Annotated in this window: 10 protein-coding genes; 9 read left to right on the top strand and 1 reads right to left on the bottom strand. The window is 69.0% G+C overall.

The window, feature by feature from the left end; genetic code table 11:
- Positions 1 to 28 precede the first annotated feature (28 nt).
- The 9 genes from IOD14_RS32475 to IOD14_RS32435 all read left to right on the top strand — a co-directional run bounded on the left by IOD14_RS32475 (position 29) and on the right by IOD14_RS32435 (position 11,207).
- Positions 29 to 2,074, top strand: a complete 2,046-nt coding sequence (locus IOD14_RS32475) for a pectinesterase family protein (RefSeq protein WP_212672218.1) — start codon at positions 29 to 31, stop codon at positions 2,072 to 2,074.
- A 56-nt stretch (positions 2,075 to 2,130) separates the two neighbouring features.
- Positions 2,131 to 3,474, top strand: coding sequence for a sugar ABC transporter substrate-binding protein (locus tag IOD14_RS32470; protein WP_212672217.1), 1,344 nt, complete (start codon positions 2,131 to 2,133; stop codon positions 3,472 to 3,474).
- Positions 3,475 to 3,567: 93 nt separating this feature from the next.
- Positions 3,568 to 4,368: a rhamnogalacturonan acetylesterase gene (locus IOD14_RS32465; RefSeq protein ID WP_123988370.1), complete on the top strand. Its 801-nt coding sequence runs from the start codon at positions 3,568 to 3,570 to the stop codon at positions 4,366 to 4,368.
- 35 nt (positions 4,369 to 4,403) lie between these two features.
- On the top strand, positions 4,404 to 5,723 hold the full coding sequence (locus tag IOD14_RS32460; protein ID WP_212672216.1) for a pectate lyase: 1,320 nt from the start codon (positions 4,404 to 4,406) through the stop codon (positions 5,721 to 5,723).
- A 139-nt stretch (positions 5,724 to 5,862) separates the two neighbouring features.
- On the top strand, positions 5,863 to 6,990 hold the full coding sequence (locus IOD14_RS32455; protein ID WP_212672215.1) for a pectinesterase family protein: 1,128 nt from the start codon (positions 5,863 to 5,865) through the stop codon (positions 6,988 to 6,990).
- 1 nt (position 6,991) lies between these two features.
- Positions 6,992 to 8,020, top strand: a complete 1,029-nt coding sequence (locus tag IOD14_RS32450; RefSeq protein ID WP_212672214.1) for a pectinesterase family protein — start codon at positions 6,992 to 6,994, stop codon at positions 8,018 to 8,020.
- Positions 8,007 to 9,164 (top strand): dienelactone hydrolase family protein, encoded by a 1,158-nt coding sequence (locus IOD14_RS32445; protein WP_212672213.1) that lies wholly within the window; start codon positions 8,007 to 8,009, stop codon positions 9,162 to 9,164. The genes IOD14_RS32450 and IOD14_RS32445 overlap by 14 nt, the downstream gene beginning before the upstream one ends.
- 38 nt (positions 9,165 to 9,202) lie before the next feature.
- Positions 9,203 to 10,315, top strand: a complete 1,113-nt coding sequence (locus tag IOD14_RS32440; RefSeq protein WP_212672212.1) for a chondroitinase-B domain-containing protein — start codon at positions 9,203 to 9,205, stop codon at positions 10,313 to 10,315.
- A gap of 94 nt (positions 10,316 to 10,409) precedes the next feature.
- On the top strand, positions 10,410 to 11,207 hold the full coding sequence (locus tag IOD14_RS32435) for an HAD family acid phosphatase (protein ID WP_212672211.1): 798 nt from the start codon (positions 10,410 to 10,412) through the stop codon (positions 11,205 to 11,207).
- Here IOD14_RS32435 and IOD14_RS32430 read toward each other — a convergent pair.
- Entirely contained in the window at positions 11,204 to 13,402 is a 2,199-nt protein-coding gene (locus IOD14_RS32430) for a family 43 glycosylhydrolase (RefSeq protein ID WP_212672210.1), read from the bottom strand. The genes IOD14_RS32435 and IOD14_RS32430 overlap by 4 nt on opposite strands.
- Between the last annotated feature and the right edge of the window lie 324 nt (positions 13,403 to 13,726).

Here is a 13,726-nt window from a genome sequence, read left to right as displayed (position 1 = left end):
CGAACCCGTAAGCCTGTTGGGAGCCGCAATGACGCAGCACCTTCGTAGCAAGCGCTTGCAGAGACCGGGATACGGCAAGGTCCTGGCCGCTGTGCTCGGCCTGGTGGCCGCGCTGAGCCTCGGGGCGATCGGGCAGTCCAGGGCCGCCGCTGTCGAAAGGACTCCGGTCGACCGCGCGACCGACAGCCGGAGCGACCGTGCCCATGGCGACAGCCGGAGCGACCGTGCCGACGGCGACCGCTGGAGCGACCGCGCCCACGGCTTCGCCTCCCTCGCCGGTGGCACCACCGGAGGGGCCGGCGGCAAGGTCGTCACCGTCACCGACCAGGCCTCGCTGGCGAAGTACGCGGCGGCCGAGGAGCCGTACGTCATCCGGGTCTCGGGTGCGATAGCCGTGCAGCCCTTCGGCTCGGACATCGTCGTGGGCTCGGACAAGACGCTCATCGGCGTGGGTGACACCGGCGAGATCGTCCACGGAGAGCTGCACCTCAACCCAGGTACGCACAACGTGATCATCCGCAACCTGACCATCCGCGACTCGTACGTCGAGGGCGACTGGGACGGCAAGACCACCGACTTCGACGCCGTCCAGATGGACACCGTCGACCACGTCTGGATCGATCACAACCGCTTCACGCACATGGGCGACGGGCTGCTCGACATCCGCAAGGACAGCCGGTACATCACCGTCTCCTACAACCAGTTCACGCACCACAACAAGGCGATGGGGATCGGCTGGACCACCAACGTCCTGACCGAGATGACAATCGACCACAACTGGTTCCGCGGCACCAAGCAGCGCAACCCCTCCGCGGACAACCTCGCCTACGCCCACCTCTACAACAACTACCTGTCGTCCCAGGTCGCCGACGGCGACCCGGTGTGGACGTACGGGAACTGGGCGCGCGGCAGGACCCGCATGGTCATCGAGAACAGCTTCTACGACGGCGTCCAGCACCCCTACCAGGCCGACGCCACCGCCGAGTTGGTGCAGCGCGGCTCGATCCTGCGGAGGACGACCGGACGGACCGACGCCTGGGGCACGGCGTTCGACCCGCGCTCCTTCTACGACTACCGGCTGGACCCGGCCGCCGCCGTGCCCGCGCTGGTGTCCCGCTTCTCCGGGCCGCAGCAGCGGATCGGGGTGACCCTGCACGTCCCCGGTGACCACCCGACCGTGCAGGCGGCCGTGGACGCCGTGCCCGACCGGAACGCCGAACCGGTGACGATCGCCGTCGCGCCCGGCACCTACCGCGCCAAGGTGTACATCCCGGCGACCAAGCCGAACATCGTGCTCCAGGGGACTGGACAGGACCGGTCCGACACCGTCATCGTCCACGACACCCCCGCCGAGTACGGCGGTTCGACGGGCAGCGCGACGGTCCGGATCGCCGCGAACGACGTCACCGCCCGCCACCTCACCTTCAGCAACGACTTCGACGAGGCAGCGGTCGAGCTGAAGGGCGAGCAGGCCCTCGCGATGAAGACGACCGGCGACCGGATCGTCTTCGAGGACACCGCCTTCCTGGGCAACCAGGACACCCTGATGACCGACAGCCCCAAGCTGGACGTGATCAGTCGGGTCTACCTCCGCGACTCGTACATCGAGGGCGATGTCGACTTCGTCTACGGCCGGGCGACGACGGTGATCGAGCGGTCGGTGATCCGGGCGCTGAGCCGGGGCTCGGACTCCAACAACGGCTACATCACGGCCGCTTCGACCTGGACGGGCAATCCGTACGGGTTCCTGATCACCCGGTCGAGGATCGTGAGCGACGCGCCCGCCGGGACCTTCCATCTGGGACGGCCCTGGCACCCCGGCGGTGAACCCGCCGCCGTGGCCCAGGTGCTGATTCGTGACACCGAGCTGCCGGCCGCCGTGAAGTCCGCTCCATGGACCGACATGAGCGGCTTCTCGTGGAAGGACGCGCGGTTCGCCGAGTACCGCAACGTCGGTCCCGGCGCGACCCCGAGCGCCGACCGGCCGCAGCTCGCCGCCGCCGACGCGCGGACGTACACCGTCACGAACTACCTCAAGGGCACCGACGGCTGGGCCCCCCACACCCACCGCTGACCTCCCCCCACACCTTCATTTCTCCGCTGGAACCAGAAGAAGAAGAGAGCCGACCAATGAAGATCAGCATCCGCAGAAGCAGGCGCGCTGCCGCAGCCGTCGCCCTCGGGTCCGTCCTGGCGCTGACCGCCACCGCCTGCGGTGACGACGGCAGCGGAGCCGGCGGTGACAAGGGCGAGGAGGGCAGCGGCAAGGGCAAGATCGTCTTCTGGGACAACAACGGCGGTGTGCGCACCGACGTCTGGAAGGAGGTCATCGCCGACTTCCAGAAGGCGAACCCCGACATCAAGGTCGAGTACGTCGGTATCGCCTCCACCGAGTACCAGTCCAAGGTCGACACCGCCATCCAGGGCGGCGGCCTGCCGGACGTCGGTGGTGTCGGCGCGGCCATGCTCGCCGGGTTCTCCGCCCAGAACGCCCTCGAGCCCCTGGACGACCGGCTCGCGGGCTCCTCCCTGAACGGCAAGCTCAACGAGAACATGGTGGCCTCGCTGAAGGCGGCGGGCGGCGGCGACGGGACCCTGTACTCGATCCCCACCTCCGCCAACAACGGTGTGCTGTACTACCGGACCGACCTGTTCAAGAAGGCCGGCCTCGACGAGCCGACGACCTGGGACAAGTTCTACGACGCCGCGGCCAAGCTCACCGACGCCAAGAAGAACGAGTTCGGCTACACCATCCGCGGCGGGGCCGGGTCCATCGCCCAGGCCCTGGACGCCGCGTACGGGCAGAGCGGGATCACCTCCTTCTGGAACGGTGACAAGACCACCCTCAACGACCCGAAGAACGTGGCGGCGCTGGAGAAGTACGCGGCGCTGTACAAGAAGGACACTCCGGCGGCCGACCTCAACAACGACTTCACCAAGATGGTCGCCCAGTGGGACTCCGGCACGATCGGGATGCTGAACCACAACCTGGGCTCGTACCAGGACCATGTGAAGGCGCTCGGGGCCGACAAGTTCCGGGGTATTCCGCAGCCGGTCGGCTCGTCCGGCAAGCGGGTCCAGGTGTCCAACCCCGTCGACGGGCTCGGGGTGTTCAAGAGCTCGAAGAACAAGGACGCCGCCTGGAAGTTCATCGAGTTCGCCACCTCGCACGCGGAGAACTCGAAGTTCAACAAGTCGGCGGGGCAGGTGCCGTCCAACAACGACGCCGCCAAGGACGCGTGGATTCAGGGGGCCGAGCCGACGAAGCTCGCCGCGGCCGCGTTGACCGACGGGTCGACGTCGATTGTGCAGCTGCCGTACTACCTGCCCGACTGGAACACGATCTCCAAGGCCGACAACGAGCCGAACTTCCAGAAGGTGCTGCTCGGGGACATGAGCGCCAAGGACTTCCTGGACACCATGGCCGACCAGCTGAACAAGGCTCAGGCCGAGTGGAAGGAACAGAACGGCTGAGAGTTCGGGGGATCGCTGTGCGGCCGGCCGCGGGTTCGTGGTGGCCGGCCGCGCAGTCCCCGCGCCCCTAGTGGTTGGAAAGGTGCACCTGAAATGTCACTCACTCGCAGACAAGTCACCGTGGCGGCGCTCGGCGCCGTCCCCCTCGCGGCCGGCGTGACCGGCACCGCGCACGCCTCTCCGCGCAGGACCCGCACTCTCTACATCGCCGGTGACTCCACCGCCGCGCAGAAGTACGCCGACGCCGCCCCGGAAACCGGGTGGGGCATGGCACTTCCCTTCTTCCTCCACAAGGACCTCCCCGTCGCCAATCACGCGGTGAACGGGCGCAGTTCGAAGTCCTTCGTCGACGAGGGACGGCTCGATGCCCTGCTCGGCGTCATTCGGCCCGGCGACTTCCTGCTGATCCAGTTCGGGCACAACGACGAGAAGACCGCGGACCCCGCCCGCTACACCGAGCCCTGGACGACGTACCAGGACCATCTGCGCCTCTACATCGACGGCGCCCGCGCCCGTGGTGCCCGGCCCGTGCTGGCCACCTCGGTCGAGCGGCGGAAGTTCGACGCCTCCGGCAACGCCGTGCCGACCCACGGCGACTATCCGGCGGCGATGCGCGCGCTCGGCGCCGAGGAGGGGGTCGCCCTGCTCGACATCCAGGCACTGTCGCTCGCCCTGTGGCAGAAGCTCGGTGTCGAGGAGACCAAGAAGTACTTCAACTGGACCGACACCGAGCAGGACAACACGCACTTCAATCCGCCCGGTGCCATCGCGGTGGCGCGTCTGGTCGCCCGTGAACTGCTGGGTCACCGTGTGCTGGCGCCCCGGGACGTGCGCCGGCTCGACACCGGGATCCCGGAGTCCTGGATCACCTGGCCGTCGTCGGCCACTGCCTGACCACTCCTTCTGCGCAGTCGAAAGAGAGCCGCACAATGAACGCACAGAGATGGCATGAGCATGTCATAACAAAGGTGACGGCCGTGGCCGGCTGCGCCGCCCTGGTCCTCGCGGTCACCGGCACCACCGCCCAGGCCAAGGGCCACGACGACGCTCGCGAGACCCTCGCCGCCGGTGACGGCTGGGCCTCCGACGGCACCGGCACCACCGGAGGCGCGGCCGCCGACGCCGCCCACGTCCACACCGTCACCGACTGGGCCGGCTTCAAGGCCGCCCTCGTCGCCGGCGGCACCGCACCGAAGATCATCAAGGTGAAGGGGACCATCGACGCCGTCTCCGAGGGCTGCGACTCGCTCGCCGCGCCCGGCTACGACTTCGACGCCTACCTGGCGAAGTACTCGCCCGAGGCCTGGGGACTGGACACCGACCTGAGCGCCGAGCCCGCCGACAGCCCCGAGGGCCTGCGCCGCGCCTCCGCCGCCCAACAGGACCAGACGATCAAGGTGAACGTCCCGAGCAACACCACGATCATCGGCATCGGCAGGAACGCCGGGTTCAAGGGCGCCAGCCTCCAGATCAAGGCCGTCGACAACGTCATCGTCCGCAACCTCACCTTCGAGAGCCCCATCGACTGCTTCCCGCAGTGGGACCCCACCGACGGCGACAAGGGCAACTGGAACTCCGAGTACGACACCGCCGTCGTCTACGGCTCCACACATGTCTGGCTGGACCACAACACCTTCACCGACGGCTCCCACCCGGACAGCGCCGCGCCGACCTACTTCGGCATGCTCTACCAGCAGCACGACGGCGAGCTGGACATCGTCCGCGGCGCGAACTACGTCACCGCCTCCTGGAACGTCTTCACCGAGCACGACAAGACGATCCTGATCGGCAACAGCGACAGCGAGTCCACGGCGGCCGGGGACCGGGGCAAGCTCAAGGTCACCTTCCACCACAACCTGTTCTCGAACCTCGTCGAGCGCGCACCCCGCGTCCGCTTCGGACAGGTCGACTCCTACAACAACCACTTCGTCGCGAACGGCGACTACGCCTACAGCTTCGGCATCGGCAAGGAGTCCCGACTCGTCGCCGAGCACAACGCGTTCACCCTGCCGGCGGGGATCAGCGCGGCCAAGGTGCTCAAGCGGTGGAACGTCTCGCCGCTCACCGCCGCCGACAACTACGTCAACGGCACGCTCACCGACCTGATCGCCGTCCACAACGCCGAGATCCCCGCCGAGACCCTGGAGTCCGGCGCGGGCTGGACGCCCACCCTGCGCACGAAGGTCGACCCGGCCAAGAAGGTGCCCGGGATCGTCGGCCGCGGCGCGGGCGCCGGACGCGACTGCTGACACCCACCCTTCGACCGGCCGGGTCCTGACACCGGCCCCCTGACCGGCCGGGGCGGAATCCAGCGGCCGCCCCGGCCACCCACCTCACCCCCCACGCGAGGCACCCCACCCCTGAGCCGTATGTCCAAGGAGCACCCGCATGCCCTCGCACCACACCCGACTCCCCCTGTCCAGAAGGGGGTTCCTGCTCGCGAGCACCGGATCGGCGGCAGCGCTCGCCCTCGCGACGGCCCCCGCGCGCGCGGGCGCCCGGCGCCCGTTCGGCCGCTTCGGATCCCCCACCGACCGGCTCACCCCGCAGACCCTCTACGTCGACCCGAAGGGCCGCGGCGACCACACCACGGTCAAGGACGCCGTCACCGCCGCCACCGGCACCGGCCGGACCCTCGTCCTCGCCCCCGGCACCTACCGGGAGACCGTCGCCGTCGACGTCACGCGCACCGAGGCGACCTGGATCGGCGCCTCCGAGGACCCCCGCGATGTCGTGATCGTCTACGACAACGCGGCCGGCACGCCCAAGCCCGGCGGCGGCACGTACGGCACCACCGGCTCGGCCACCACCACCGTCCAGGCCGACGGCTTCACCGCCCGCTGGATCACCTTCGCCAACGACTGGCTGCGCGCCGACCACCCCGGGATCACCGGCACCCAGGCCGTCGCCATCAAGGTCCAGGGCGACCGCTCCGCCTTCCACCACTGCCGCTTCCTCGGCCACCAGGACACCCTCTACGCCGACTCGATCGCCCTCACCTCCTTCGCCCGCCAGTACTTCTCGCACTGCTACGTGGAGGGAGACGTCGACTTCGTCTTCGGGCGGGCCACCGCCGTATACGAGCACTGCCACTTCCGGACCCTGAACCGGACCGACCTGGCGAACGCGCCGTACGGTTTCGTCTTCGCGCCCTCGACAGCTGGGGCCAACCCACGCGGATACCTCGTCGCCAGAAGCCGCGTCAGCAGCGAAGCGCCCGACGGCTTCTACAAGCTGGCCCGCCCGTGGGTGCCGAGCTCCGACACCACCGCCCGGCCCTCGCTCGTGGTGCGGGACACCTGGCTCGGCCCCGGCATCGACGCGGCCGCCCCCTACACCAACATGTCGGACGCCTTCCCCTGGCAGAACCAGCGCTTCGCCGAGTACCGCGACACCGGCCCCGGCGCCCGGATCACCGTCCCGGAGAACCGGCCCCAACTCACCGCCCAGCAAGCCGAGTCGGCCACGCGGGAGGCCTGCCTCGGCGACTGGAAGCCGTGGCAGGGGGAGTGCTGACATGCGGCGACGAGCACTGATCAGCGCCGGTGTCGGCCTCGTCGTGGCGGCGTCCGCCCCGGCCCACGCGGGAACACACCGCGTCCTCCACGTCCGCCCCGGCGATTCCGTCCAGGCGGCCGTCGACGCGGTCACCGGTCCCGGCTGGACGATCGTCGTGCACCCGGGCACCTATCGCGAGGTCGTCAGCATCCCGGCGGACAAGGCGGAGCTGACCGTACGCGGCGCCGTCCGTGACCCCCGAGCCGCCGTCATCGTCCACGACAACGCCAACGGCACCCCCAAGCCCGACGGTTCGGGCACCTACGGCACCGCCGGCTCCGCCACCTTCACCTCCGCGGCCCCCGGCCTCACCGTCCGCGACCTCACTCTCGCCAACGACTGGCTGCGCGCCGACCACCCCGACATCACCGGCACCCAGGCGGTCGCCGCCTGCACCTACGGCGACCGCACCCACTTCGAGAACGTCCGCCTCCTGGCCCACCAGGACACCCTCTTCGTCGAGACGACCGCGCTCACCGCCTTCGACCGGCAGTACTTCCGCCGCTGCCACATCGAGGGAGACGTCGACTTCGTCTTCGGCCGGGCCACCGCCGTCTTCGAGGAGTGCCGCTTCCACACCCTCCAGCGGGACGTCGGCTTCACCCCCAAGGGCATGGTCTTCGCCCCCTCCACCGCCCGCGCCAACCCGTACGGCTTCCTCGCCGTCCGCTCCCGCATCACCTCCGGAGCCGAGGACGCGGCGTACAAACTGGCCCGGCCCTGGGTGCCGTCGTACGAGACGACCGCCTGGCCGTCCCTCGTGGTGCGGAACAGCCGGATCGGGCCCGGGATCGACCCGGTCGCGCCCTACACCAACATGCGCGAGACCTACCCCTGGCAGACCATGCGCTTTAGGGAGTACGCCAACTCCGGTCCAGGCGCGGTGATCTCCGTCCCCGACAACCGGCCCCAGCTGACCGCCGGAGAGGCCGCCGTGCACACCCGGCGGACGTATCTCGGGGACTGGAGGCCCTATGAGCGCCGGTGACCCGGTGGGCCGGCGGGCGTTCGTCGTGGGTGCCGGAGCGGCCGTGCCGGCCGGGGGAGCGGTGAGCCCCGCGGAAGCCGGGGTCGTGGACGGTCCGTTGCCCGACTTCCATCAGGCGCTCAAGGCCGAGTTGGACTTCCCGCTGGCCTGGGGCACTTCGCCGGTCCGTGACTTCCGCGCCTGGCGACGGACCGCTCGTGCCAAGGTCGAGGAGCACCTCCTCGTCGACCGCGAGGACGCGACGCCGTACGACGCCGAATTCGACCGGGGCCCACAAGGCGACGGCTACACACGGGAGTTGGTCACCCTCTCGCTCACCCGTCACGAGCGTGTCCGTGCCGCCCTGCTCACCCCGGACGGCCCCGGACCCTTCCCCGCCGTGCTGCTGCTCCACGACCACGGGGCGAAGTTCGACATCGGCAAGGAGAAGCTGGTCCGGCCCTGGTACGACGACACCCGCCTCGCCTCCGCGCGGGCCTGGACGGACAAGTACTTCAGCGGCCGGTTCGTCGGGGACGAGCTGGCCCGGCGCGGCTATGTCGTCCTGTGCGCGGACGCGCTCGGCTGGGGCGACCGCGGACCGATCACCTACGACCAGCAGCAGGCGCTGGCAAGCAACTTCTACAACCTCGGCTCCTCCCTTGCCGGACTCATGGCCCGCGAGGACGCCCGCGCCGCCGGGTACCTCGCCGGGCTGGAAAGGGTGGACGCCAGGAGGATCGCCGCCGTCGGCTTCTCCATGGGCGCCTACCGCGCATGGCAGACCGCCGCGCTGACCGACCACATCAAGGCCACCGCGTCCGTCTGCTGGATGACCGGCCTCAAGGAAATGATGGTGCCCGGCAACAACACCCTGCGCGGGCAGTCCAGTTACTACATGCTCCACCCCGGGCTCCCCCGGTTCCTCGACTTCCCCGACGTGGCGAGCATCGCCGCACCCAGGCCGATGCTGTTCTTCAACGGCGGGCTCGACCCGCTGTTCCCCACCGACGGCGTCCACGTGGCGTACGACAAGCTGCGCGCCGTCTGGCACTCCCGCCGCGCCGAGGAGCGGTTGCACCTGAAGACCTGGCCCGAGCTCTGCCATGTCTTCGTCGACCGCATGCAGGACGAGGTCTTCCGCTGGCTCGACGCCGTCCTGTGAACCATCCCCCCACCCGCACGAGAAGGGACCCGCTCTCCATGTCTCGTCGTACCGCCCTCATCGCCACGGCCGCCCTCGCGCTCGGCTCGGGCCTCGCCGTCCTCCCCACCCAGGCGCAGGCCGCGACCGTGGTCGTCAGCAACTCCACCGACCTGTCCAACGCCATCAAGAACGCCACCGCGGGCACCGTGATCCAGGTGCGCGGCGGCACCTACTACCCGACGGCCACCCTCCAGTCCACGGCCAACGGCACCTCGTCCTCGGCGATCACGCTCACCGCGTACGGCTCGGAGACCGTGAAGATCGACGGCTCGTCCCTCCCCGACGGCGACTGGATCTTCAAGCTGACCGCGGACTACTGGAACGTCTCCAACATCACCTTCCAGAACTCCCCGGACAGCGCGGTCGTCTGCCAGTCCTGCACCGGGACGGTGTGGAACAACATCAAGACCATCAACGGCGGCGACTCCGGTTTCACGCTCACCGGCGACGGGACCGTCAACAACACGGTCAGGAACATCGACTCCTACGGCAACTACGACGCCGCCAACCACGGCGAGAACGCCGACGGCATCGCCGTGAAGTTCGGCTCCGGCACCGGCAACCTCATCACCGCGGCCCGCCTCTACAACAACTCGGACGACGGGATCGACTTCTGGTCCTTCTCCTCGCCCGTCACCGTCGAGCACACCTGGTCCATGGGCAACGGCGTCAACCGCTGGTCCGACTCCGCCTTCGCGGGCGACGGCAACGGCTACAAGCTGGGCGGCGACGGCGAGGTCGTCGCGCACGTCATCAACAACTCCGCGGCCTGGGGCAACGCCGGCAACGGCTTCACCGAGAACTCCAACACCGGCGCGCTCGTCATCAACCGCACCACCGCCTACGCCAACAGCAAGTGGGGCTACTACTTCGCCACCAGCTCCGCGAAGCTCGGCAAGAACCTCGCGGTGAGCAACGGCGGCGGCTCGGTCAACAAGGGCTCCAAGGTCAGCTCGTCCGGCAACAACTGGGACAGCGGGATCAGCACCCCCTCCTTCAAGTCGACCGACGCCTCGACGACGTACAACGCGCGCAGCTCCAGCGGCACCCTGCCCGCCACGACGTTCCTGACGACGGGCAGCACCACCATCGGCGCGACCATGAACTGAGACCGCCCCGGAAAACCCCGGCTCAGGGTGCTTGACCCGTTTTTTACCGGGCGGGTCTCGCGCCCGCCGGGGTGACGCGCGTAGAACCTCTGTCATGCATAAGTCACTGCGTATCGCAGCCGCCACCGCGGCGTGTGCCGTCGCGGCCGGCGCCCTCTACGGCGCCGGCGCGGCCACCGCCGGCCAGTCCACGGCGAACTCCACGCACGAGCCCTACAACATCGGGCTCCTGGTCAAGGACATCGACACCTACTACGGCACCGCGGCCGACGCGAACGGCGTCTACCAGGCGTCGCCCACCAGCCCGTACGCCAAGGACCTGGCGTCCATCGACAAGGCGGCCAGGAAGTACATCGACCAGGCCGCCCGCAAGGCGCACCACAAGGGCGAGAAGCCCGCCGTGGTCTTCGACATCGACGACACGCTGCTGCTCAGCCTCGACTACGAGAAGCGCTACAACTACACGTACAACTCGACCACGTGGGCCGACTACGTGAACCGTGCCGACCGCCCGGCGGTCTTCGGCAGCCCCGAGCTCGTGCAGTACGCCGAGAAGAAGGGCGTCGAGGTCTTCTACAACTCGGGCCTCAGCGAGGCGCAGCGCTCGGCCGCGGTCGAGAACCTGAAGAAGATCGGCGCCGATGTGAACCTCGACGCCGACCACGTGTTCCTCAAGGACAAGGCGAACCCGCCGTCCTACCTGAGCGCCTGCGCCACACCGGGCACCTGGACCTGCACCACCGTGCAGTACAAGTCCGGCACCCGCAAGCACATCGAGCAGGACCTCGGGTACGAGATCATCGCCAACTTCGGCGACCAGTACTCCGACCTCGAGGGCGGCTACGCCGACCGGACGTACAAGCTCCCGAACCCGACGTACTTCGTCAGCTAGTTCTTGACCGGCCGGATCCCTTCGAGGGTCGGCACCACCGGCTTGATCGAACCGTCCGCCGCGAACTCCATGCGGTCGACGGTGGTTTCGCGGTGCATGCCGTCTCCGCCCGGCCTCCCCGGCCCGTTCAGGGCGAACCGGTGATAGACGATGTACCAGTCGTCGGTGCCGGGGACGTTCACCACGGAGTGGTGGCCGGTGGCGAGGATGCCGTACTCGGGACGCTTGGACAGGATCGTCCCCTTCTTGGTCCACGGACCGAGCGGGGACGGTCCCGTCGCGTAGGCGACGTGGTAGTTCTCGCTGCGGGTGTCGTCCTCGGACCACATGAAGTAGTACGTGCCCTTGCGCTTGATCACGAAGGAGCCCTCACGGAAGTTGTCCGGGGTGATGTCCCGGATCCTCGAGGCGTCGTACGAGACCATGTCGTCGTCGAGCGGCACCACGTACCCGTGGCCGTTGCCCCAGTACAGATACGACGTCCCGTCGTCGTCCGTGAAGACGGCCGGGTCGATCATCTGGCCCGGCAGCGCACCCCCCTTCGCCACCAGGGGCCTGCCCAGCGCGTCCTTGAAGGGCCCGGCGGGGGAGTCCGCCACCGCCACGCCGACCTGCTGCTCGGCGCAGAAGTAGAAGTAGTACTTCCCGTCCCGCTCGGCGATCGCCGGTGCCCACGCGTACGTGTCGGCCCACGACACGTCCGGACCCAGGTCGAGAACGACCCCGTGGTCCTTCCAGTGGACCAGGTCCTTCGACGAGTACGCCTTGAACCGCGTGCCGCTCCAGCCGTTGAAGCCGTCGGTGGTCGGGTAGATCCAGTACTCGCCGTTCAGGTAGTGCACGTCCGGGTCGGCGTTGAGGCCGGGAAGGACGGGACTGCCGGTCGGCACGGCCTCGACCGTCCATCTGCGGGTGGTCCCGTCGGCTGCCGTCACCGTGTACGTCTGCGGCTTGCGGAAGTCCCGCCGCGTGCCGGACGCGGGGCTCACCCGGGCCCCCGCGCCGACCGCCAACTCCGGTGCGAGACGGGCGAGATCGGTGCCCGGACGCATCGGCAGCACGACCTTCGACGCGGTGTCCGTGACGATCGCGTACCCCTTCTGGCCCTGCGCGGTCGCGTCCACGACGGAGGTGGGCGTCGACGGATAGGCGGCCAGCAGCCGGTCGTACTCCTTCTGCGTCACCGGAAGCACCGTGCCGTGCCGGGGGCTCGCCGGCAGCTGGTAGTCCGCGGACGGCGACCACCTGCCCGAGTCGAGGTCGGTCGTCTCGAAGGGGACGTAACCCCGGCCGCCGTACTCGTCGATGAACAGGTACCACTTCTTCTCGGTGTTGGACCTGAACACCGTCGGACCCTCGCCGCGGTCCATCGCCCCGCTGCCGATGCAGTCCGCGACCAGGTCGTACGTCGTCGAGGTCAGGCTCGTCGACTTCTCGCCGGTGATGAACTTGGCGCAGGGCGAGCTGGAGGCGGGGTCCCGCTCGTCCTTGGTGTAGCGGTAGTAGGTGTCCTTGTACTTCACGACCGTCGAGTCGATGACCGAGTAACCGGGGTCGTCCCAGACCTTGGGCGCGCTGAAGGTGCGGAAGTCCTTCGTGGTCGCGTACAGCATCTTGTTGTACGTCGATCCCTTGTGCTCCGGGTCGTCGTCGGCGTACAGCTTCGACGCCCAGAAGACGACGTACGCACCGAGGCTGTCGTCCCAGTAGGCCTCCGGGGCCCAGGTGTTGCCCGCGTTGTCCGGGGCGACCTGCACCAGGCGCTGGTCGGTCCAGTGGACGAGGTCGGTGGACTCCCAGATCATGATCGACTTGCTGCCGTGCCGCTGGACGTCGTCCCAACTGCCGCTGCTGTTGCGGTACATGCGCAGATCGGTGGCGATCAGATAGAACCTGTCGCCCTTGGGGGAGCGGATCACGAACGGGTCGCGCAGGCCCTTCTCGCCGGTCGTCGACGTCAGGACGGGCTTGCCCTGGTTGAGCTCGCGCCAGTGCAGGGGGTCGTTGCCGCGGCTGAGGGCGTAGCGGATCTGCTCGCCGTCGGCGGTGCCCTCGCCGGTGAAGTAGGCGAAGAGATAGCCGGCGTACTTGGGGTGGCTCACGGGTGGTGCTCCTGAGTGGGCGGAACCGGGTGGCGCGGTGAGGAGCGCCACGAGTAGCGAGAGACAGGCGACGAGGAGGATACGTGGGCGCATGTCGCTCCTGCGGGTGTGGGGGTGTGGGGGTTTCTGTTGGGGGCTGTGCGCGCCTTCGGAGTGTTACGAGTGGGAAACAGCACGTCAATCGGTGAGCGCGCGATGAGAAGCAGCGAAAGTTTCGGTTGCTTTCGTCGAGGCGCGGCAACCCGGACCGGTACCGACCCCGGCCTTCAGACTGAGCGAGCGGACGCCGGAACGCCCCGCCTGTCGTCACAGGCGGGGCGTTCCTCGTGCCGGCCCGAGGGGGGCTCCAGCCGGCAGCTGTCGGCCGAGGGGGGCTCAGGCCGACAGGTCTGCGGTCGAACGACGCGCCCGCACCGG

The organism is Streptomyces sp. A2-16 (assembly GCF_018128905.1).
Lineage (GTDB): Bacteria > Actinomycetota > Actinomycetes > Streptomycetales > Streptomycetaceae > Streptomyces.
This window is presented reverse-complemented; position numbering and strand designations above follow the sequence as displayed.